The sequence below is a fragment of the Nocardioides daejeonensis genome (genome assembly GCF_003194585.1).
In the GTDB taxonomy this organism is placed as follows: domain Bacteria; phylum Actinomycetota; class Actinomycetes; order Propionibacteriales; family Nocardioidaceae; genus Nocardioides; species Nocardioides daejeonensis.
On record NZ_QHKZ01000003.1, the window covers coordinates 314,575 to 334,909 of the forward strand.

The 20,335-nt window shown below is 66.9% G+C and carries 19 protein-coding genes and 1 tRNA gene; all 20 read right to left on the reverse strand.

The features are described 5' to 3' along the window. Window positions 1-126: 126 nt before the first annotated feature. Window positions 127-3,642: a DNA-directed RNA polymerase subunit beta gene (rpoB, locus tag DNK54_RS09590; protein WP_110206739.1), complete on the reverse strand. Its 3,516-nt coding sequence runs from the start codon at window positions 3,640-3,642 to the stop codon at window positions 127-129. Between the two features lie 256 nt (window positions 3,643-3,898). After that, window positions 3,899-4,756, reverse strand: coding sequence for a J domain-containing protein (locus tag DNK54_RS09595; protein ID WP_110206740.1), 858 nt, complete (start codon window positions 4,754-4,756; stop codon window positions 3,899-3,901). Next, entirely contained in the window at window positions 4,753-5,415 is a 663-nt protein-coding gene (locus DNK54_RS09600; RefSeq protein ID WP_110206741.1) for a hypothetical protein, read from the reverse strand. Before DNK54_RS09600 ends, DNK54_RS09595 begins: the two co-directional genes overlap by 4 nt. A 2-nt stretch (window positions 5,416-5,417) precedes the next feature. Then, complete coding sequence (locus tag DNK54_RS09605; protein ID WP_110206742.1) at window positions 5,418-6,692, reverse strand: MCE family protein; 1,275 nt, start codon at window positions 6,690-6,692, stop codon at window positions 5,418-5,420. Next, the gene (locus tag DNK54_RS09610; RefSeq protein ID WP_110206743.1) at window positions 6,689-7,966 is read right to left on the reverse strand and encodes an MCE family protein; all 1,278 of its coding nucleotides are present in this window, start codon (window positions 7,964-7,966) and stop codon (window positions 6,689-6,691) included. The genes DNK54_RS09605 and DNK54_RS09610 overlap by 4 nt, the downstream gene beginning before the upstream one ends. Continuing rightward, window positions 7,963-9,075: an MCE family protein gene (locus DNK54_RS09615; protein ID WP_110206744.1), complete on the reverse strand. Its 1,113-nt coding sequence runs from the start codon at window positions 9,073-9,075 to the stop codon at window positions 7,963-7,965. Before DNK54_RS09615 ends, DNK54_RS09610 begins: the two co-directional genes overlap by 4 nt. Window position 9,076: 1 nt before the next feature. Beyond that, window positions 9,077-10,051, reverse strand: a complete 975-nt coding sequence (locus DNK54_RS09620; RefSeq protein ID WP_239460015.1) for an MCE family protein — start codon at window positions 10,049-10,051, stop codon at window positions 9,077-9,079. Then, a complete protein-coding gene (locus DNK54_RS09625) occupies window positions 10,048-11,094 on the reverse strand; it encodes an MCE family protein (RefSeq protein ID WP_110206745.1) in 1,047 nt (348 codons plus the stop codon). The genes DNK54_RS09620 and DNK54_RS09625 overlap by 4 nt, the downstream gene beginning before the upstream one ends. 55 nt (window positions 11,095-11,149) lie before the next feature. Further along, complete coding sequence (locus tag DNK54_RS09630; protein WP_110206746.1) at window positions 11,150-12,436, reverse strand: MCE family protein; 1,287 nt, start codon at window positions 12,434-12,436, stop codon at window positions 11,150-11,152. A gap of 3 nt (window positions 12,437-12,439) precedes the next feature. Then, on the reverse strand, window positions 12,440-13,267 hold the full coding sequence (locus DNK54_RS09635; protein WP_110206747.1) for an MlaE family ABC transporter permease: 828 nt from the start codon (window positions 13,265-13,267) through the stop codon (window positions 12,440-12,442). 5 nt (window positions 13,268-13,272) lie between these two features. Beyond that, entirely contained in the window at window positions 13,273-14,055 is a 783-nt protein-coding gene (locus DNK54_RS09640; RefSeq protein WP_110206748.1) for an MlaE family ABC transporter permease, read from the reverse strand. 15 nt (window positions 14,056-14,070) lie between these two features. Further along, a complete protein-coding gene (locus DNK54_RS09645; protein ID WP_110206749.1) occupies window positions 14,071-15,027 on the reverse strand; it encodes an ABC transporter ATP-binding protein in 957 nt (318 codons plus the stop codon). A 249-nt stretch (window positions 15,028-15,276) separates the two neighbouring features. Beyond that, window positions 15,277-15,669 carry a 50S ribosomal protein L7/L12 gene (gene rplL / locus DNK54_RS09650; protein WP_110206750.1) on the reverse strand — a complete coding sequence of 131 codons (393 nt, stop codon included), beginning with the start codon at window positions 15,667-15,669 and terminating at the stop codon, window positions 15,277-15,279. Between the two features lie 76 nt (window positions 15,670-15,745). Beyond that, complete coding sequence (gene rplJ, locus DNK54_RS09655) at window positions 15,746-16,375, reverse strand: 50S ribosomal protein L10 (protein WP_110206751.1); 630 nt, start codon at window positions 16,373-16,375, stop codon at window positions 15,746-15,748. A gap of 265 nt (window positions 16,376-16,640) precedes the next feature. Further along, window positions 16,641-17,477, reverse strand: a complete 837-nt coding sequence (locus DNK54_RS09660; protein WP_110206752.1) for a hypothetical protein — start codon at window positions 17,475-17,477, stop codon at window positions 16,641-16,643. A 146-nt stretch (window positions 17,478-17,623) separates the two neighbouring features. Then, the gene (gene rplA / locus DNK54_RS09665) at window positions 17,624-18,337 is read right to left on the reverse strand and encodes a 50S ribosomal protein L1 (RefSeq protein ID WP_110206753.1); all 714 of its coding nucleotides are present in this window, start codon (window positions 18,335-18,337) and stop codon (window positions 17,624-17,626) included. Between the two features lie 97 nt (window positions 18,338-18,434). After that, window positions 18,435-18,863: a 50S ribosomal protein L11 gene (gene rplK / locus DNK54_RS09670; RefSeq protein WP_110206754.1), complete on the reverse strand. Its 429-nt coding sequence runs from the start codon at window positions 18,861-18,863 to the stop codon at window positions 18,435-18,437. Window positions 18,864-18,952: 89 nt separating this feature from the next. Beyond that, window positions 18,953-19,780: a transcription termination/antitermination protein NusG gene (gene nusG / locus DNK54_RS09675; RefSeq protein ID WP_110206755.1), complete on the reverse strand. Its 828-nt coding sequence runs from the start codon at window positions 19,778-19,780 to the stop codon at window positions 18,953-18,955. A 49-nt stretch (window positions 19,781-19,829) separates the two neighbouring features. Beyond that, window positions 19,830-20,099, reverse strand: a complete 270-nt coding sequence (gene secE / locus DNK54_RS09680) for a preprotein translocase subunit SecE (RefSeq protein WP_204164496.1) — start codon at window positions 20,097-20,099, stop codon at window positions 19,830-19,832. 48 nt (window positions 20,100-20,147) lie between these two features. Next, window positions 20,148-20,220: transfer RNA gene (locus DNK54_RS09685), tRNA-Trp, on the reverse strand. Window positions 20,221-20,335: the final 115 nt, after the last annotated feature.

A 20,335-nucleotide genomic window follows, 5' to 3' on the forward strand; every position in this document is an offset into this window, starting at 1 on the left:
TTGGCTGCTGTCCTTCGTTAGTTCTGGAATGAAAGATTTGTGTGGACTGGGTCTCGACAAGCTCGACCACCGAAGCCACCGGAGCGGTGACGACCGCCGCGGCGGTGATCGAGCCTGTCGAGATCATCAGACTTCTTCGACCGAGCTGGGCTCGCGACGGGACAGGTCGATGCCGAGCTCCTCGGCGGCACGGAAGACGTCCTCCTCCGCGTCGCGCATCTCGATCGTGGAGCCGTCCTGCGACAGCACCTCGACGTTGAGGCAGAGCGACTGCATCTCCTTGACGAGGACCTTGAACGACTCGGGGATGCCGGAGTCGGGGATGTTCTCGCCCTTGACGATCGCCTCGTAGACCTTGACCCGGCCGGGAACGTCGTCGGACTTGATCGTGAGCAGCTCCTGCAGGGCGTAGGCGGCGCCGTACGCCTCCATCGCCCAGACCTCCATCTCACCGAACCGCTGGCCACCGAACTGGGCCTTACCGCCCAGCGGCTGCTGCGTGATCATCGAGTAGGGGCCGGTGCTGCGTGCGTGGATCTTGTCGTCGACCAGGTGGTGGAGCTTGAGGATGTACATGTAGCCCACCGCGACCGGGTCCGGGAACGGCTCGCCGGTACGCCCGTCGAACAGGCTCGCCTTGCCGTTCTCCTTGACCATCCGCTCACCGTCACGGTTGGGCAGGGTCGCGCTCAGCAGACCGGTGATCTCGTCCTCACGCGCACCGTCGAAGACCGGCGTGGCGACCTTCGTGTTGGCGGTGGCCTTGTCGGCGTGGATGTCGATCAGGCGCTGCTTCCACTCCCCCTCGTTGTCGGTGAGGTTGAGGTCCCAGCCCTGCTTGGCCAACCAGCCGAGGTGGAGCTCGAGGATCTGGCCGATGTTCATACGACGCGGCACACCCAGCGGGTTGAGCACGACGTCGACGGGCGTGCCGTCCTCCATGAAGGGCATGTCCTCGATCGGCAGGATCTTGGCGATGACGCCCTTGTTGCCGTGGCGGCCGGCCAGCTTGTCACCGACGGAGATCTTGCGCTTCTGGGCGACGTAGACCCGCACCAGCTGGTTGACGCCCGGGGGCAGCTCGTCGCCCTCCTCACGATCGAAGACGCGAACGCCGATGACCGTGCCGGACTCACCGTGGGGCACCTTCATGGAGGTGTCGCGGACCTCGCGCGCCTTCTCACCGAAGATGGCGCGGAGCAGCCGCTCCTCCGGGGTCAGCTCGGTCTCGCCCTTCGGCGTCACCTTGCCGACGAGGATGTCGCCGGTGGTGACCTCGGCGCCGATCCGGATGATGCCGCGCTCGTCGAGGTCGGCCAGGTTCTCGTCGGAGACGTTCGGGATGTCCCGGGTGATCTCCTCGGGGCCCAGCTTGGTGTCGCGAGCGTCGACCTCGTGCTCCTCGATGTGGATCGAGGTGAGCATGTCCTCCTGGACGAGACGCTGGCTGAGGATGATGGCGTCCTCGTAGTTGTGACCCTGCCACGGCATGAACGCGACGAGCAGGTTGGCGCCGAGCGCCATCTCCGCGTCGTCGGTGCAGGGACCGTCAGCGATCGGGCTGCCGACCTCGACCCGGTCACCCTCGGTCACCAGCGGACGCTGGTTGATGCAGGTGCCCTGGTTGGAGCGGCGGAACTTGGCCAGCCGGTACGACGAGTAGGTGCCGTCGTCGTTCATGGTCTCGATCAGGTCGGCGGAGACCGACTTGACCACACCCGCCTGGTCAGCGGTGACCACATCGCCCGCGTCGACCGCGGCGCGCAGCTCCATGCCGGTGCCGACCAGCGGCGAGTCGCTGCGGATCAGCGGCACGGCCTGGCGCTGCATGTTGGCACCCATGAGGGCACGGTTGGCGTCGTCATGCTCGAGGAACGGAATGAGGGCGGTCGCGACCGACACCATCTGGCGCGGCGAGACGTCCATGTAGTCCACCTCGGCGGCCAGGATCTCGGAGACCTCGCCCTGGCGCTGGCGGACCAGCACCCGCTCCTCGGCGAAGCGACCGGCGGCGTCGAGCTTGGCGTTGGCCTGCGCGATGACGTACTTGTCCTCGTCGTCGGCAGTCAGGTAGTCGATCTGGTCGGTGACCTGGCCGTCGACGACCTTCCGGTACGGCGTCTCCACGAAACCGAACGGGTTGATCCGCCCGTAGGAGGCGAGCGAGCCGATCAGACCGATGTTGGGGCCTTCCGGCGTCTCGATCGGGCACATGCGGCCGTAGTGCGAGGTGTGGACGTCACGGACCTCCATGCCGGCGCGGTCACGAGAGAGACCACCCGGGCCGAGCGCCGAGAGGCGGCGCTTGTGGGTCAACCCGGCGATCGGGTTGGTCTGGTCCATGAACTGCGACAGCTGCGAGGTCCCGAAGAACTCCTTCAGCGCCGCGACGACCGGGCGGATGTTGATCAGCGACTGCGGCGTGATCGCCTCGACGTCCTGGGTCGTCATCCGCTCGCGGACCACCCGCTCCATGCGTGCCAGACCGGTGCGGAGCTGGTTCTGGATCAGCTCGCCCACGGTGCGCATGCGACGGTTGCCGAAGTGGTCGATGTCGTCGGCGCGCACCTCGAGCGGCTTGCCGTCGGCGTCGACGAGCTCGTTGCCCTGACCGTCGACCATCACGTCGTCGCCGTTGTGCAGGCGGACGACGTAGCGGATGGTGGCCACCACGTCGGCGATGGTCAGCGTCTGGTGGTCGAAGGCCTCGTGCTGGCCGAGCTTCTTGTTGATCTTGTAGCGACCGACCTTGGCCAGGTCGTAGCGCTTGCCGTTGAAGTAGTAGTTCTTCAGCAGGGTCAGCGCGGCCTCGCGCGTCGGCGGCTCACCCGGGCGAAGCTTGCGGTAGATGTCGAGCAGAGCGTCGTCGGGACCCTGCGTGTTGTCCTTCTCGAGGGTGAGCTGGATCGACTCGTACTGACGCAGCTCCTCCATCGTCGCCTCGTAGTCGTACTCCTCGCCGATCTCCTCGGCGACGGCGACCAGGGCCTTGAGCAGCACGGTGACGTTCTGCTTGCGCTTGCGGTCGAGACGAACGCCGACCATGTCGCGCTTGTCGATCTCGAACTCCAGCCAGGCACCCCGCGACGGGATCACCTTGGAGGTGTAGATGTCCTTGTCGGAGGTCTTGTCGGCGGTGCGCTCGAAGTAGACGCCCGGGGAGCGGACCAGCTGGGAGACGACGACACGCTCGGTGCCGTTGATCACGAAGGTGCCCTTGTCGGTCATCAGCGGGAACTCGCCCATGAAGACCGTCTGGCCCTTGATCTCGCCGGTGTCGTTGTTGGTGAACTCGGCGGAGACGTAGAGGGGCGCGGAGTAGGTGAAGTCCTTCTCCTTGCACTCGTCCACGGTGTACTTCGGGTCGTAGAAGAGAGGGTTCTCGAACGAGAGCGACATCGTCTCGGAGAAGTCCTCGATCGGCGAGATCTCTTCGAAGATCTCGGTGAGGCCCGACTTGCGGGAGACATCCTCACCAGCTTCGAGCCGACGCTCGACGTCCTGCTGCCAACGCTCGTTGCCGATCAGCCAGTCGAAGCTGTCGGTCTGGAGGGCGAGGAGGCGCGGGATTTCGAGGGGCTCGGTGATCTTCGCGAAGGAGATCCGACGGGGGTTGTTGCTGGCTTCTGCGCGCGCGGCCAAGAGTTGTCCTTAGAGGAGGTTCGCTCTGGGAGGCGCCAGCCCACCACAAACCGGCCACCGGACAGGCAGGAAGCATTTGAGGGCAGGCGCAAGGATCGACCTTACACCGCCACAAGGGGTCCACGCAAGGCGCGATACGGTCCGGCCTGACGCCTCGTGTGCCACTGCCCGAAAGCATGACTCTCCGACACGATCAGGTCAAGCAGCCGTCCGGCGCGGCGCCGGAGGTCACGCCGCGCGGGGCGGTCGCAGCCTCCTACTCGGACGGGCTCTCCGAGGGCGCGGCCGAGCCACACGGGTCGCCCGCAGCCGCCTCGTCCCCACCTTCGAGACCATCGACGTCGTCGATCAGCCAGGTACCGTCCCGGTGCACCATCGTGACGCCGAGCATCAACGTGCCGACGCCCTGGTCGCCGCCCGCGTTGCTGGCCTGGTTGCGGATGACCGCGACCAGCTGCACACGATCGCCGTCGTCGCTGACGGCTGTCACGCCGCTGCGCAGCACGTCGGTGCGCACCACAGCCTTGACCTGCTCCGCCTTCTCCAGCACCACGGCCCAGACCTTGTCGAACTCGCAACGGTACTGCGGCGTCAGCACCGCTACCGCCCGCTGGTGCGCGGTCTCCAGGTCGTCCCACCGGTAGGTGAGCACGTTGCCGAAGCTCTGCTCCAGGACCGACTTCGCCTCGCGCACCGCCGCCTCGTTGCTCGGCGTGTCAGCGTCCGTGTCGCGGGTCTGCACGTAGCCGGCGAAGCCGCCGACCAGCAGGACGGCCAGGGCGAGCGCTGCCAGCAGCCACGTGGGTACGCCGCCACGCGCGTGGGGCGCCGACTCCGTCTCGACAGGCTCGACCACCGAAGTCGCCCCGGTCTCGACAGGCTCGACCACCGCAGCCGACTCGGTCTCGACAGGCTCGACCACCGGGGCGTCTTGCTCGCGGTCGTAGGCGGCGCGCGCCTGGGTGTCGAGGAGGACCTTGGCGGCCTGGTTGTAGAGGTCGAAGCGCCGGTCGGTAGGTTCCAGGTCTGCCGTCGCCTCGCGCCAGGCCGCGCGGATCTCTTCCTCGCTCGCCTCGGGAGCGACCCCCAGGACGTCGTACCAACTGGCGCTCATCGACGCTGGTCCTTCTCTTCGCCCTTCGATGACTTCTTCGTCGTGGGCTGCTCGTCGGGCTCGGGCTGGCCCGTGGGCGTCTCGGTCGCGCTGGGAGCCGGCGCGGTGGTGCACTCCGGGTTCTGGGCGACGTTGCAGGGGGTCTGGTCGATGAGCCAGTTGCCGCCGACCTTCACCAAGGTCAGCTCGAGCGTGTAGCCCTGGGGCTGCTCGGTCTTGTTCTGGATGGCTCGGGCCGTCTCACCGCCGACGAGGACCGTCGCGCGGTCCGCCGAGATCTCCACAACACCCACCCGATCGACCGTCGTGGTCGTGGCGAAGCCCTGGACCGCGAGCGGGGTGACGTTGTCGACCTGCTTGTCGAACTCCTCGCGATAGGAGGTCGAGATCAGCGGCGTCACCCGGTCCCGGTAGGCCGTGAGCAGCTTCTGCTCGTCGAGGTCCGAGGGACCGAAGTTCGAGGCTGCCTCGACGTAGCTCCGAGCAGCCAGCATCGCGGCAGCCCGATCGTCGGCGCCACCCTCGCCGGAGTCATCGTCCGACCGCAAGCCCAGGATCAGCCATACGAAGGAGGCGACCAGCAGCAGCGTCAGGACCGCCGCGAGGGCGCTCCTCGCCACGCGGGACCGGGGGCCGGTCTCGCCATCGGTTCCAGACACGATCACTCCGTCGATGAGGCAGCGTTGCGCAGCAGCAGCCAGGAGAGGCTGGGGGTAGCGCCGGGAGCGGTCAGGCTACCCGTTCCCGCCATGTCGGCCTGACCGTCCACGCCGGTCGACCAGACCAGGTCGTCGGTCTCCGGGTCCCAGGTAGCGACGACGGGCGCGCGCTTGAGCACGTTCTGAGCACCCCGCGCGTTGGACTTGTTCGCCGGCTCACGACAGCCCACCTGGGTCGGCAGGTCACGCCACTCACCGTTGTTGGGGTTGCGCTGGTCGGTGGCCTGGTAGTTGCTGCGGCACAACTGGTGGGGAGTCAGGACGAGGCCGAAGTGCGCGTCGTACAGACCCGTGTCGGGGTCCTTGGCGGCCACCGTGAAGCCGCCCTCGACGGCGTACGGGTAGACGACCAGAAGGTGCTCGAGGCCGTCGAGGTTCGCCACGACGACCTCACTGGTGGTCCGCACGTTGTTGAGCAGCGAGGTGATCGCGACGTCGTTCTCCTCGATGAACCGACGCAGGGTGTTGGCAGCCGCCGACCCGTTGTCGATCACCGTGCGCAGGTCGGCGTCCGAGCCGGCCAGCGTGGTGCTGAAGAGGCTGAGGTCGCGAGCGAAGCTGCGGATCGAGCCGGCCAGGTCGACCTGCGAGGTGAGCACCGTGTTGCTCGAGCGGATCAGCGCCGTGGTGAGGTCGAAGTTGGCGTTCGCCGTCTCGATGAACGAGGTCGTCGTGTCGATGATCTGCCCCAGGTCCTCGCCGGTGTCCTGGAACGCCGTGCCGAGCTCGTGCACGACAGTGCGCAGCGCGTCCCGATCGACGCCGCCGACCGTGGTCGCGACGTCGGCGATCAGCTTGGAGGTCGGGATCGGCGTCTGGGTGTTCTCCTGCGCGATCTGCGAGCGGTCCTTCAGGTACGGACCCTCGTTCGCCTGCGGCTGGATGTCGACATATTGCTCACCGACCGCGGACCGGTTGGCGACGACCGCAAGCGTGTCGGCCGGGATCCGGTCCCACTTGTTGTCGATGTCGAGATGGACGTCGACGCCCTGATCGGTCAGCTTCATCTCGCCGACACGCCCCACGGTGGTGCCGCGGTAGCTGACCTCGGCACCCTCGAAGATGCCACCGGAGTCGGGGAAGTGCGCGACGACCGTGTAGCTGTCATCGAAGAAGAGCCGGTCGAGGCGGGCGTACTTGGCCCCCACGAAAGAGACGCCGAGGAGCGTGATGACCACGAAGATCACCAGCTGGATCTTGGTACGGCGTGTGATCACTGGGCCACCCCCCGCAGCAGCAGACCGACCAGGGCCGGGTCGTTGTCCTTCATGAGCTCCGAGAGCGGCACGCTGATCGTGCCGGGCGCGCTCCGGTTCAGGCCGGTCTGAGTAGCGTCGGTCTCCGCGGTACGCCGTGGCTTGGGCAACAACCCGCCGCCACTCAGGAGGGCACAGATCAGGTTCTGCTGGTTCTTGCCGTCCTTGCAGTAGGTGAGCAGGTCGGCCGGGCTGTTGACGTTGGGAAGGATCTCCGGCAGGCCACCCTCGCCCTTCTCCCCCAGCAGCCGCACGTCGAGCTTGATCGCCAGGTTCACGAAGTCACCCATGTGCAGGTTGCGTGCCTGCTGCGGGTCTCGGCCGACGGCTTCGTCGACGAAGGGGTAGGTGAGCAGCACGTGGAAGGACTTGGCGAAGTCGTCACCGGTCTTGGCAAGGCTGAAGAGCACCGGCTGCAGCTCCGAGAGCGCATCGATCGTGGCGGTCTTCGACGCCTTGATCACCCGGGTGCCCACGTCGCCCAGCTTGTTGAGCGCCTTGAGCATCTTCACCAGGTCGCCGCGCTGCTGGTCGATCGAGGTCAGCGCGGCCGGCAGCTCGTCAAGCGCGGACGTGATGGCGTCCTTCTGCTCGTTGGCGCTGATGGAGAGAGCGTTGAGCCGCTCGATGGCGGTGACGATGGCGTCCTTGTTGTCGTCCAGCTCGCCCATGAAGGTCTGCAGCTGGGTGAGCACCGACTTGGCGGCACCCTCACGTCCGTCGAACGCCTTGTTGAGCTCCGTGGTGATCGTCTTCAGCTGGTCGACGCCACCGCCGTTGAGCACCAGGCTCAGGGCACCCAGGACCTCTTCGACCTCGGGGTTGCGGTTGGTCCGCTCGACCGCGATCTGGCTGTGGTCCTTGAGACGCTCCGGCGAGGGGTCGGACGGAGCGCTGAGCGAGACGAATTTCTCACCGAGCAGGCTGGTCTGGCGGATCGAGGCCTCGGCGTTGGCGGGCAGGTTGACGTCCTTGCGGACCTCCAGCGTGACCTTCGCCTGGTTGTCGACGAGCTCGACCTTCTTCACCTTGCCGACGCTGACGTCGTTGACCTTGACGGTCGACTGCGGCACCAGGTCCAGCACGTCCGGGAACGTCACCGTGACCTCGATGGGGTCGGCGCCGGTGTCAGTACCGCCGGGCAGCGGCATGTCGTAGATCGAGAAGCCGCAGGAGGAGACCAGCAGTGCGGTCGCGGCGGCCAGGCCGGCGCGTGAGATTCCCCGGAGCTTCATCGCGCCACTCCCATCGCTGCCGCGAGCGTGGGCTCGACGGGCTCGTCCGCCGACGTCGCGGCACGCTTCTTGCCGAGCAGTGCGTCGAGCAGGTTGCAGACCACCCCGGTCGGGTCGGCGGTGCCGACCACCGAGCACAGGAAGAGTGAGGGGTTGGTCGCCAGCACGTGCCCGGCGTTCTCCAGGTTGGCCGAGACGTCGAGGGTTCCGGCCTGCGGGTTGTAGGTGAGCGCGAGGTTGTTGAGCGCCACCGGGCCCGCGGTGAGGATCTCGTCGAGCTCCGCACGGCGCTTCACCAGCACCTTCGCCACCTTGTCGAGGCCACGGATGTTCTTGCCCAGCAGCTCCTCGTTGTCCTTGACGAAGTCACGGACGGACCCGAGAGCGCCCCCGAGGTTCTGGAGCGAGGCGGCCAGTTCCTGGCGCTCGCCGGCGAGCATCTCGGAGACCGAGGCGATCGAGTGGTTGAAGTCGCGCACCAGCTGATCGTTGTCGGCCAGTGTCGAGATGAAGCGTTGCAGCTCCTCTGCGGCTCCGAAGAGCTCCTCCTTGTTGTTCTCCAGCGTGCCGGTGAAGCGACCGAGGTCCTTCAGGGTGCGGTTGATCTCCTCGCCCTGACCCTCGAGGTTGTCGGCACCGACCTGGAGCAGCTCGGAGAGCGCGCCCTCGCTGTTGGCGCCGTCCGGTCCCAGCGCCACGACCAGGGTGTCGATGCTCTCGTAGATCTCGTCGAGCTCGAGCGGCGAGGAGGTGTCCTCCATCGTCAGGGTGGCGTTGTCAGGGAGCGTGTCGCCGCCCGTGTAGACCGGGGTGAGCTGGACGAACCGGTCCCCCACCACGTTCGGGGTCACGATCACGGCCTGAGCATCGGCGGGCAGGTTGATGTCGGCGTCGTACCAGAGCTTGACCTTGACCGAGGTGCCGGCCGGCTCGACCGACTCCACCTCGCCCACTCGGACGCCGAGGATCCGGACCTCCGAGCCCTCGTAGACCGCCACGGTGCGGTCGAAGCTGGCGGTGAGGTACTTGCGGTCCTCGCTGCGGAACATCGTGAAGGCGGCCACGGCGAGCAGCACCACGATGATCCCGGGAATGATGAGCCTCTTCATGTCAGCGTCCCCCTCCCAGCTGTGGCGGAGGCGGAATGTTGGTGATCCAGGTGTCGAACCACGGTCCGTTGCCGAGCGTGCTCGCAAACAGGCGGTAGAACGGCGCCATCGTGCGCAACGACTCGTCGAGGTTGTCCTGGTTCTTCAACAGCACCTTGACCACCGTGTCGAGCTCGGTGAGAGCCGGCTTCAGATCGGCCTTCGTGTCCCGCACCAGCGCCTGCAGCTCCTGCGACATCGTGGTCGTGGAGACCAACAGGTTGTGGATCGCCTCACGCCGTCCGGTGAGCGCCTTGAAGAGCACGTCGGCCTGCTTCATCAACGTGATGATGTCGTCGTCGCGGTCGCCGAGCACACCGGAGACCTTGCGCAGGTTCTGCAGCAGCGTGTTGATCTGCTCGTCTCGTGCAGCCAGGTTGCGGGAGAGGGAGGAGACTCCCTTGAGCGCCGCCTGGAACTCCTCCGGCGTGTTCTCGGCCAGCGCGGAGAGCGTCCGGAAGGACTTCGCCAGCTGATCGGTGTTGATCTCGCCCGACCGCTCGGCGAGGCCGGTGAAGGCGTCGACGACGTCGTACGGCGAGCTCGTCCGGGCGACCGGGATCGTCGAGCCCTGCTTCATCTGGCCGGAGCCGATCGGCTCGATCGCGAGGAACATCGCGCCGAGGATCGTCTTCACCTTGATCTCGGCGCGGGAGTCGGGCCCGAACTCGGCCCCCTCGTCGATCTTGAAGGTGACCTTGACGTGGTCGCCGTCGAGCTCGACCTTCTTGACCTTGCCGACGCGCACGCCGGCGATCCGGACCTCGTCGTTGGCCTTGAGGCCGCCGGCCTCGCTGAAGGAGGCGTAGTAGGTGTCGCCGCCACCGATCAGGGGCAGGTCGTCGGCGCGGAACGCCATCAGCACGGCCGCGACGATCACGGCCAGGCTGATCGCCCCGATCACGACCGGGTTGCGCTCACGGAATGGCTTGCTCACTTCAGGAAACACCTCTTCGGAGTCAGGCTCTCCGTCGGCGGGTAGGTCACGGCCAGCGGGGGCAGCGGCCCGACCTTCACCTGCCCGGTGAAGGAGCACAGGAAGAAGTTGAAGTAGGAGCCGTACGTCGCGGTGCGGCCGATCTTCGTCAGCTTGATGGGAAGGACCTGAAGGGCGCGATCGATCTCGGCCCGGTTGCGTGCCAGATTGCCGGCGACCTGGCGCAGCGCCTTCACGTCGTTGACCAACGGCGCGCGGACACCCTTCGCGAGGTCGGCGGTCTGCACGGCCAGGGCGGAGATGTCGTCGAGCGAGTCGAGGATCGCGTCCTTGTCGTCCACCAGACCGCTGACCAGGTCGCGGAGGTTCACGATCAGCCCGCTGAGCTGGTCGTCGCGGTCACCGACCGTCACCAGGACCTCGTTGAGGTTGAGGATCAGGTCGCCGATGACGGCGTCCCGCTCCGAGAGCGTCTGGGTGATCTCGGCGGTGTGGCCCAACAGCCCCTCGACGGTGCCGCCCTCGTTCTGGAACACCTGGATGATCTCGTAGGAGAGCTGGTCGAGGTCCTGGGGCGAGAGCGCCTGGAAGAGCGGCTTGAAGCCGTTGAAGAGCACCGTCAGGTCGAGCGCCGGCGAGGTCCGGTCGACCGGGATGACCTTGTTGGTCGCCTGCTTGTCGGCGCTCTCCCCGGACTCGCTGAGCGACAGGTAGCGCTGGCCGACGAGGTTGCGGTAGCGGATCGCCACCTGGGTGCCCTCGGTGACGCGCGCTTCGTCGGCGACGCTGAAGGTCACCCTGGCCCGCGTGCGGTCGACGATCTCGACGTCCTTGACGGTGCCGACCTTCACACCGGCGATCCGGACGTCGTCGCCCTTCACCACACCGGTCGCGTCCACGAAGTCGGCGCGGAACTCCCGTGCCGAGCCACCGGTGATGTTGCCGATCACCAGCACCAGCGCACTCGTGAAGATCGCCGTGATCACCATGAAGACGACGAGCTTGACGAGGTCGAGACTGGTCTTCTTGTCGAGGATGCTCATCGAGGCCCCCGATCGAACGTGCGACCGAGGAGTGCAGCGGAGGGGGGGAGGTGGCTCATCGCAACGTCACCTCCGTGCCGCGCAGCATCGGGGCGAAGAGCAGGACGCCGAGGTCGGAGACCTCGCCGGAGCTCTGGCCGAGCTGAGCGGCGAGCAGGCCGCGCGCCAGGTCGGCCTCGTCGGCCGAGCCTGCCTCGCTGCTCATCTCGAAGCCGGGCACGGTGCGCATGGTCCCCTTGCCGGTCGGACGGTTGACCCCGTCGTCGAAGTTCGGAATGTCGCGGAACGGGTTCGCCTGCGTGTAGGGCGGGTTCGGCAGCGCGCCGCAATGCGGACCGCGCTTCTCGCGCAGCACGGGGCGGTCACCCTGGTCGTAGGCCCGGGGCTGGTTCGGGATCACCTCGAGGTTGATGTGCAGGACGAATCCGCGGAATGCCTCCGCCTGCGCCTTGCCGGCATTGACGACGCCGCTGACCAGGCAGGGGAACTGCGGAGCGTACTTCCCGAGAACCCGGAGCTGCTGGGCGCTCAGCTCACCGACGCGGACCAGATTGGTCTCGTTCTTGGCCAGGAAGGCCCCGGTCACATCGGAGAAGCGGGCGACGTCGGTGAAGAGCTTGTTCACGTCCTTCTCGCGCTCCAGCAGCGTGTTGCCGGTGGTGACCGTGCCCCGCAGGATGTCGGCCAGCTCGGGCATGACCTCCTCGTAGACGCCAGCCACCTTGCTGGTCAGCTTGATGTCCTCGATCAGCTGCGGGAGCTGCGGGTTCATCTTGCGCAGATAGCCGTCGAGGGTCTCGAGGCTGCGGCCCACGGCCTCGCCCCGGCCGGAGAGTGCGGTCGCCACGGCGCTCAAGGTGTGGCTGAGGTCGGCCGGCTGCACGGTGCGGAGCAGCGGGTAGAGGTCGTTGAGCGCCTCCTCCACCTCGGTGGCCACCACCGTCTGGGTGATCCGGTCGCCCGCCTTGATCGAGCGCGACTCGGGCTGGTCCGGGACCTGCAGGGCGACGTACTTCTCACCGAAGAGCGTCTTGGGCTCGATCCGCGCCGTGACGTTGCGCGGGATGATCCCGATCTTGTCGGGGTAGATGCCGAGCACCAGCTCGGCGCCGGTGCCGTCGCTGACGACCTTCGAATCCAGCACCTCGCCGACCTGGACGCCACGGATCTTGACGTCCGCCCGTGCGGGCAGCGAGAGACCGATGGTGGAGGTCTCGAGGGTGACCTTGTCGTAGGCGGTGAACTTCTTGGTGAAGATGGCGCCGGTAAGCCAGATTCCGGAGGCGATGAGAGCCAGGAAGACCAGGCCGATCAGCTTGTGGCTGCCCAGGATGCGGTTCATGCCTCAACCCGCCAATCTGACGGTGGTCGTGGTGCCCCAGATCGCCATCGACAGGAAGAGATCGACGACATTGATGGCGACGATCGAGGTACGCACGGCCCGGCCTACGGCCACGCCGACGCCGGCAGGCCCGCCGCTGGCGTTGTAGCCGTGGTAGCAGTGGATCAGGATCACGGTGACCGCGAAGACCAGCACCTTGCCGAAGGACCACAGCACGTCGCCGGGCGGCAGGAACTGCTGGAAGTAGTGGTCGTAGGTGCCGGAGCTCTGGCCGAAGAACATCGTCACCGTGAGTCGGGTGGCGAAGTAGGACGAGAGCAGGCCGACGACGTAGAGCGGGATGACCGCGATCAGGCCACCGATGATGCGGGTGGTGACGAGGAACGGCAGTGACGGGATCGCCATCACCTCGAGGGCGTCGATCTCCTCGGAGATGCGCATGGCACCCAGCTGTGCCGTGAAGCCGCACCCGACGGTGGCCGCCAGCGCGATGCCGGCGACCAGGGGCGCGATCTCCCGGGTGTTGAAGTAGGCGGAGACGAAGCCGGAGAAGGCCGCGGTGCCGATCTGGTTGAGAGCTGCGTAGCCCTGCAGGCCCACCTCGGTGCCGGTGAAGAAGCACATCGCGGTGATGACGCCGACGGTGCCGCCGATGACGGCCAGGGAGCCGGAGCCGAGGGTCACCTCGGCCAGGATCCGCAGCACCTCCTTCTTGTAGCGGCGCACGGTACGCGGCGTCCACGCGAGCGCGCGGAGATAGAAGGCGAGCTGCTCCCCCATCGTGTCGAGGAGCTTGACGGGTCGGTCGATGACCGAACGCATGCCTGACATCGGCGTCACCCTGTCTTCGGCGGCACGAGCTGGAAGTAGATCGCGCTCATGACGAAGTTGACGACGAACAGAAGCATGAAGGTGATGACGACCGACTCGTTCACCGCGTCACCGACGCCCTTCGGGCCCCCGCCGGCGTTCATGCCCTTGTAGCACGCCACGATCGCGGCAATGAGGCCGAAGACGAGCGCCTTGATCATGCCCTGCCAGAGGTCGGCCAGTTGGGCTAAGGCTGTGAAGCTCGATAAATAGGCCCCTGGTGTGCCGTCTTGCAGCACGACGTTGAAGACGTAGCCACCAGCGACTCCGACGACCGAGACCAACCCGTTGAGGAAGACCGCGACGAGCATGCAGGCCAGCACCCGGGGCACGACCAGGCGCTGGATCGGGTCGATGCCCAGCACCATCATGGCGTCGAGCTCCTCGCGGATCTTCCGCGCACCCAGGTCGGCCGCGATGGCCGACCCGCCGGCGCCGGCGATCAACAGCGAGGTGGCGATCGGCCCGGCCTCCCGGACCACCGCCAGGACCGAGGCGGATCCGGTGAAGGACTGGGCGCCGAACTGCTTGATCAGTCCACCGACCTGCAGCGCGATGACCGCGCCGAAGGGGATGGCGACGAGTGCAGTCGGAATGATCGTCACCGACGCAATGAACCAGGCCTGCTGGATGAACTCCCGCAACTGGAAGGGGCGCCGGAAGAGGCCCCGGCCGACGTCGAGACCGAAGGCAAACAGGTTGCCTGCAGTCCCGACGGGGCGGAGGACCCGTGCTGAGGTGATGGCCATCGTTGTCCGGCAGGCTCAGACGCCCGGCGTGAGGCCGGCGTTGGCGCTCGCGAAGGAACCCGGAGGAGGCGTGATGCCGTTGAGCCGGCACCACTCGCCCGGCGGCCGCTGGCTGCGTCGCGGAATGCCGTTGGACGGCTCCAGCTGCAGCGGGATCGGCGGCAGCGGGGGCAGTTCCTGGTCTGCCTCGGCGGCCAGGTCGTCGGCGTCCTTCTCCTCGGACATGCCGATCGGCCCCACCCGCTGGGCGTTCAGGAACTGGCGCACCACCGGCTCTTCCGAGCTCAGCAGCATCTCGCGGGGACCGAACATCGCCAGGTGCTTGTGGTACAGCAGACCGATGTTGTCCGGAACCGTACGCGCGGTGTTGATGTCGTGGGTCACGATCAGGAACGTGGCGTCGATCTGAGCGTTCAGGTCGACGATCAGCTGGTTGAGGAACGCCGTACGCACCGGGTCGAGACCGGAGTCCGGCTCGTCGAAGAGCACGATCTCGGGGTCGAGCACCAGCGCGCGGGCCAGGCCGGCCCGCTTGCGCATACCACCGGAGATCTCACCGGGGAGCTTCGTCTCCGCACCGATCAGACCCACCAGGTCCATCTTCTCCATGACGATGTCACGGATCTCCGACTCCGACTTCTTCGTGTGCTCGCGCAGCGGGAAGGCGACGTTGTCGTAGAGGTTCATCGAGCCGAACATGGCCCCGTCCTGGAACAGGACGCCGAAGAGCTTGCGGATCTCGTAGAGATCCTTCTCGGAGCACGACGCGATGTCGGTGCCTTCGATGATGACCGAGCCCTTGTCGGGCTTGAGCAGACCGATGAGAGTCTTGAGGAGCACCGACTTGCCCGTACCCGACGGGCCGAGCATCACGCAGATCTCCCCGGCAGGGATATCCAGCGTCACATCACCCCAGATCAGCTGCTTACCAAAGGACTTGGTCAGCTCCTGGATCTTGATCTCAACGCCCATGGCGTCCTCTCCTCGTGCTCACACCCGAGTCGACCAGCGGGACACGCCTCTGCCTGCCCCAGGCGACTTCTCAGTAACAACGCTTGTGTCGGGCCAGAGGTTACGGCCTTTTGCGGTGCAGGTCACCCCTGTCCTGAGGTTTGAGTCACATCGCCAAATCGGGGCCTCGCAAATGTGCCGAAGGACAGTCCCTCCCGGAGGAGAGACTGTCCTTCGCAGTGGCTCCGGAGCAGTTCCGGAGCCGTGAGATCACTTGAGGGTGACGGTGGCTCCGGCGCCCTCGAGGGCCTCCTTGGCCTTCTCGGCGGCAGCCTTGTCAACGCCCTCGAGGATGGCCTTGGGGGCACCCTCGACAAGCTCCTTGGCCTCCTTCAGGCCGAGGGAGGTCAGGGCGCGCACCTCCTTGATGACGTTGATCTTCTTCTCACCGGCGGCCTCGAGAACGACGTCGAACGAGTCCTTCTCCTCGGCCGCACCGGCGTCGCCACCGGCGCCACCCGCGGCCGGAGCAGCGGCAACGGCAACCGGAGCCGCGGCGGTCACGCCGAAGGTCTCCTCGAACTGCTTCACGAACTCGGAGAGCTCGATCAGGGTCATTTCCTTGAACGCGTCGAGCAGCTCGTCAGTGCTGAGCTTCGCCATGATGGCGCTTCCTTCCGTTTGTGGCCCTCGTCGGTCAGGCGAAGGGCCTGGTATATGCGGTGGTACGTCGGCCCGATCAGGCCTCGGTGGACTCGGCTTCGGTCTCGGCTGCCGGCTCGGCAGCCTCCTCGGCCGGGGCGTCCTCGGCGGCGTCGACCGGAGTACCGGCACCACCTGCGAGGATCGAGGGGTCCTGCTGCGCCTTGGCCTCCAGGGCGCCGGCGAGCCGGGCAGCCTGGGAGAGCGGGGCGTTGAGCAGGTAGACGGCCTGGGAGAGCGACGCCAGCATCGCGCCGGCGAGCTTGCCCAGCAGCACCTCGCGCGACTCGAGATCGGCCAGCTTGGCGATCTCGTTCGCGTCGAGGAGGTTTCCGTCCAGGACACCACCCTTGATCACAAGGGCGGGGTTTGCCTTGGCAAAGTCACGCAGACCCTTGGCGGCCTCGACCACGTCACCGTTGATGAACGCGATGGCGGTCGGCCCGACCAACAGGTCGTCGAAGCCCTCGATCCCCGCCTCCTTGGCGGCGATCTGGGCGAGCGTGTTCTTGACCACGGCGTAGTTGGCGTTCTCGCCGAGGGAGCGCCGCAGCTGCTGCAGCTCCGCAACGGTGAGACCGCGGTACTCGGTCAGCACAGCACCGGCAGAGGCGTTGAACTGGTCAACGACCTCGGCCACAGCTGCTGCCTTGTCTGGCCGCGCCATGGGTCTCCTTCCGAACTACTTCGTCGTCGAGACCCCCACGGCTCCGCATCCCTGGTCGAAATGCGAAACGCCCCGGCGCAGGGCCAGGGCGTGATCTCTCGAGGAGAGCTGCTCTGTCACCTGCGCGGGCCGCCCCTTACAAGGGGACCTTCGGCGTACCGCCCCGGAGGGAGGCACAGCGACCGGCGGTCTCTGGTTACAGCACGGAACACTACCGACCCGGTCGGGCCGGTGCCAAATCGCGGGGTGGCGTCGCGACGGTCCGTCAGGAGGCGCTGCGTCGCATCGCCGGCGGGGTCCGCTCGGTGACGTCGCCGCGAGCCGGGGCGGCCAGGCCGAAATCCTTGCCGTAGTCGGAGTAGAAGAGCGTGGTGCGGTAGTCCTGGCCGCCGCTGCTCAGCGTGCTGTCGACCTGGACGGGCCGGTCCTCGGCATCGACCCACAGGTCGATCGTGAACGCCTCACCGGCGGCCGCACCCTGCTGGCCGGAGAGCGACGACGGGTCGACCGTGACCCGGTAGTGGACCGCCTCCACCACGTCGTCGTCGAGCTCGCTCACCTGCTCGACGCCCACCACGTCGTACGTCGCGGGCTCTCCGAAAGCGGTGAGGCTCGCGGCGCTGCTGGCCTCCACCATCGTGGCGAACTGCGACTGCTGAGCCTCGTCGTCGGGCACCCGGTACCAGCTCTCCGCCCACTTCTTCGGGTTGAAGCCCTGGAGATAGAAGACCTGGTCGATCCACAGTCCCTCGACCAGCGTGCCGTCGATCGTCATCTCGATCCGGAAGTCAGCCCCGTTGTCGGTGATCGCCACTTGCTGCAGCGTGGTCGGCGTCTTCTCCCCGGCCATCTCGGCCACGGAGGAGACCTCCCAGCCACCGGCAGCGCGCTGGGCGGAGGCGACCGTGGCGAAGAGCTCCTTGGCGGGGATCGCCTGGAAGTCGCCGGGAAGCTCCGGGAGCGCCTCGGCGGAGGAGCCCGCCGCGGGACGCGTGTCGTCGTCCTTGTCGCCCAGGTAGCCCCAGCCGAGCAGCGCCCCGAGGGCGACGAGACCGGCGACGCCGGCGGTGAGGGCGGTGGAGCGCGGGAACTGGCTGGACATGGTGCGAAGTCAAGCACGCCCGCGGTCAGCGGGCGTCTCTGGGCGTCCACGATGCGGCGTGGCCACGTCACCGAGGCGAGCAGCGGCCGGATGCAGAACGCCCCGGTCACCGAGGGTGACCGGGGCGTTCGTGAGACGCGAGAGGCTCAGGCCTCGTCCTCACCCGCAACGTTGCGCGTGCGGTTGGGGTCGATGAGGATGCCGGGGCCCATCGTGGTGGAGACGGTGATCTTCTTGATGTAGCGGCCCTTGGAGCTGGCCGGCTTCAGACGAAGCACCTCCTCCAGCGCCGCGGCGTAGTTCTCCGCGAGCTGGGCCTCGGTGAAGGACGCCTTGCCGATGATGAAGTGCAGGTTGGCGTGGCGGTCGACGCGGAACTCGATCTTGCCGCCCTTGATGTCGGCGACGGCCTTGGCCACGTCGGGGGTGACGGTGCCGGTCTTCGGGTTCGGCATCAGCGAGCGGGGGCCGAGGACGCGACCGAGGCGGCCGACCTTGCCCATCATGTCGGGCGTGGCCACGACGGCGTCGAAGTCCAGCCAGCCGCCGTTGACCTTCTCGATGAGCTCGTCGCCACCGACGAAGTCGGCGCCGGCCTCACGAGCCGCCTCCGCCTTGTCGGCGTTGGCGAACACCAGGACCCGAGCGGTCTTGCCGGTGCCGTGCGGGAGGTTGACGGTGCCGCGCACCATCTGGTCGGCCTTGCGGGGGTCGACGCCGAGGCGCATGACCACGTCGACGGTCTCGTCGAACTTCTTCTTGCTGGAGTTCTTCGCGATCTTGATCGCGGCGAGCGGTGCGTAGACCTCGTTCTTGTCGAAGGTCTCGGCGGCCGCGCGGTAGGTCTTGCTGCGCTGCATGGGTTGTTCCTACTTTCGGAAGATGTGGTCGACGAGCCAGCGCGGCTCTGCCACGGATTTCAGGCTGTGCGTGAGGACGGACTCCGGCGAGGCGGAATCAGTCGGTCGTCACGCCCATCGAGCGGGCGGTGCCCTCGACGATCTTCATCGCGGCGTCGATGTCGTTGGCGTTGAGGTCCGGGAGCTTGGTCTGGGCGATCTCGCGCACCTGGTCCTTGGTCAGCTTGGCGACCTTGTCCTTGTTGGGGACGCTCGAGCCCTTGCTCAGGCCAGCAGCCTTCTTGATCAGCTCAGCCGCCGGAGGCGTCTTGGTGATGAAGGTGAAGCTGCGGTCCTCGTAGATGGTGATCTCGACCGGGATCACGTTGCCACGCATGGACTCCGTCTGGGCGTTGTAGGCCTTGCAGAAGTCCATGATGTTCACACCGTGGGGACCGAGAGCGGTACCCACCGGCGGCGCCGGCGTGGCGGAGCCAGCCTGCAGCTGCACCTTGACCAGGGCAGCGATCTTCTTCTTGGGAGGCATTGTCTAATCGCGTCCTTTTGACTTGCGGTTTCGTGGTCGTGTCGAGAGCCGGTCGCGGCCCTCTGCCACCTGTGTGTTGCTGGTGAGCCTCAGACCCGCTGGATCTGGTTGAAGCTCAGCTCGACCGGGGTCTCCCGGCCGAAGATCTCGACGAGGGCCTTGACCCTCTGTGCCTCCGCGTTGATCTCGGTGATCGTCGCGTGCAGCGTGGCGAACGGACCGTCGACCACCATCACGGAGTCGGAGACGTCGAAGTCCGCGACCTCGATCGGCTTGCGCGCGGGCTGCGCGGACGTCGCCTCGCCACCCGCAGCGGCGACCTCGGTCTCCACCTCGGCCTCGATGGTCGGGGCGAGCCAGTTCTCCACCTCGGCCAGGCTCAGCGGCATCGGCTGGTGGGCGTTGCCCACGAAGCCGGTGACCGACGGCGTGTGCCGGACGGCGGCCCAGGACTCGTCGGTGAGGTCCATGCGGACCAGCACGTAGCCCGGGAAGCGGGTGCGGTTGACGGTCTTGCGCTGACCGTTCTTGATCTCCGCGACATCCTCGGTGGGGACCACGACCTCGTGGATGTAGTCCTCCATGTTGAGCGAGATCACGCGGTTCTCGAGGTTCGCCTTCACCCGCTTCTCCATGCCGGAGTAGGTGTGGATGACGTACCAGTCGCCGGGCTTCGCCCAAAGCTCGTTGCGCCACGCCTCAAGCGGGTCCGTCACGGCCTGCTCGGCGATCTCGGACTCCTCGGCGGCGTCGTCTGCCTCGTCGGCTTCCGCGCCCTCGACGACCTCGGCGGTCTCCTCGGACACCGACTCCTCGGCGTCGAGGTCAGCGTCCGCGGCAACAGGGTCGACGCCCTGCTCGAGCGCCTCGTCAGCTGCTGCTTCGTCGTACTGGTCCGACACGTGTTGCTCCGTCATGGTTGATGAATTGTCACTGTGGCCCTGGGGCCACGGGTGCGGCGGACGCCTACTGGGTGCCGGCGTCGCCGAAGATCTGGAAGACCAGCTTGCCGAGCCCGAGGTCGAGCAGCGACACGAACGCCATGAGGACGATCACGAAGACCATCACCACGATGAAGTAGGTGATCAGCTGCTCCTGCGTCGGCCAGACGACCTTGCGCAGCTCCGCCACCGACTGCTTCGTGAAGGTGACCGGGCCGGTGCGCTGGGTCTTGTCCGACGACCCACGCTCCGCGTCGCTCTTGGCCACGTCCTCCACCTTCCGCTGACTTCCCATGGCTGCCCGGACCGCCTCAGCGAACCGGAGCAACTCCGACTTCTCTTGCAGGGCACGAGGGACTTGAACCCCCAACCTTCGGTTTTGGAGACCGATGCTCTGCCAGTTGAGCTAGTGCCCTCCGATGTCTCCGACCGCTGACACCCGTTGAGGGCGTGACCGATCCTGGCGAGAGACACCAAGGAAGGAGTCTATGCGCAAGCCCAAGGGTGAGTCCAAATGAGACTGGAGAGGGG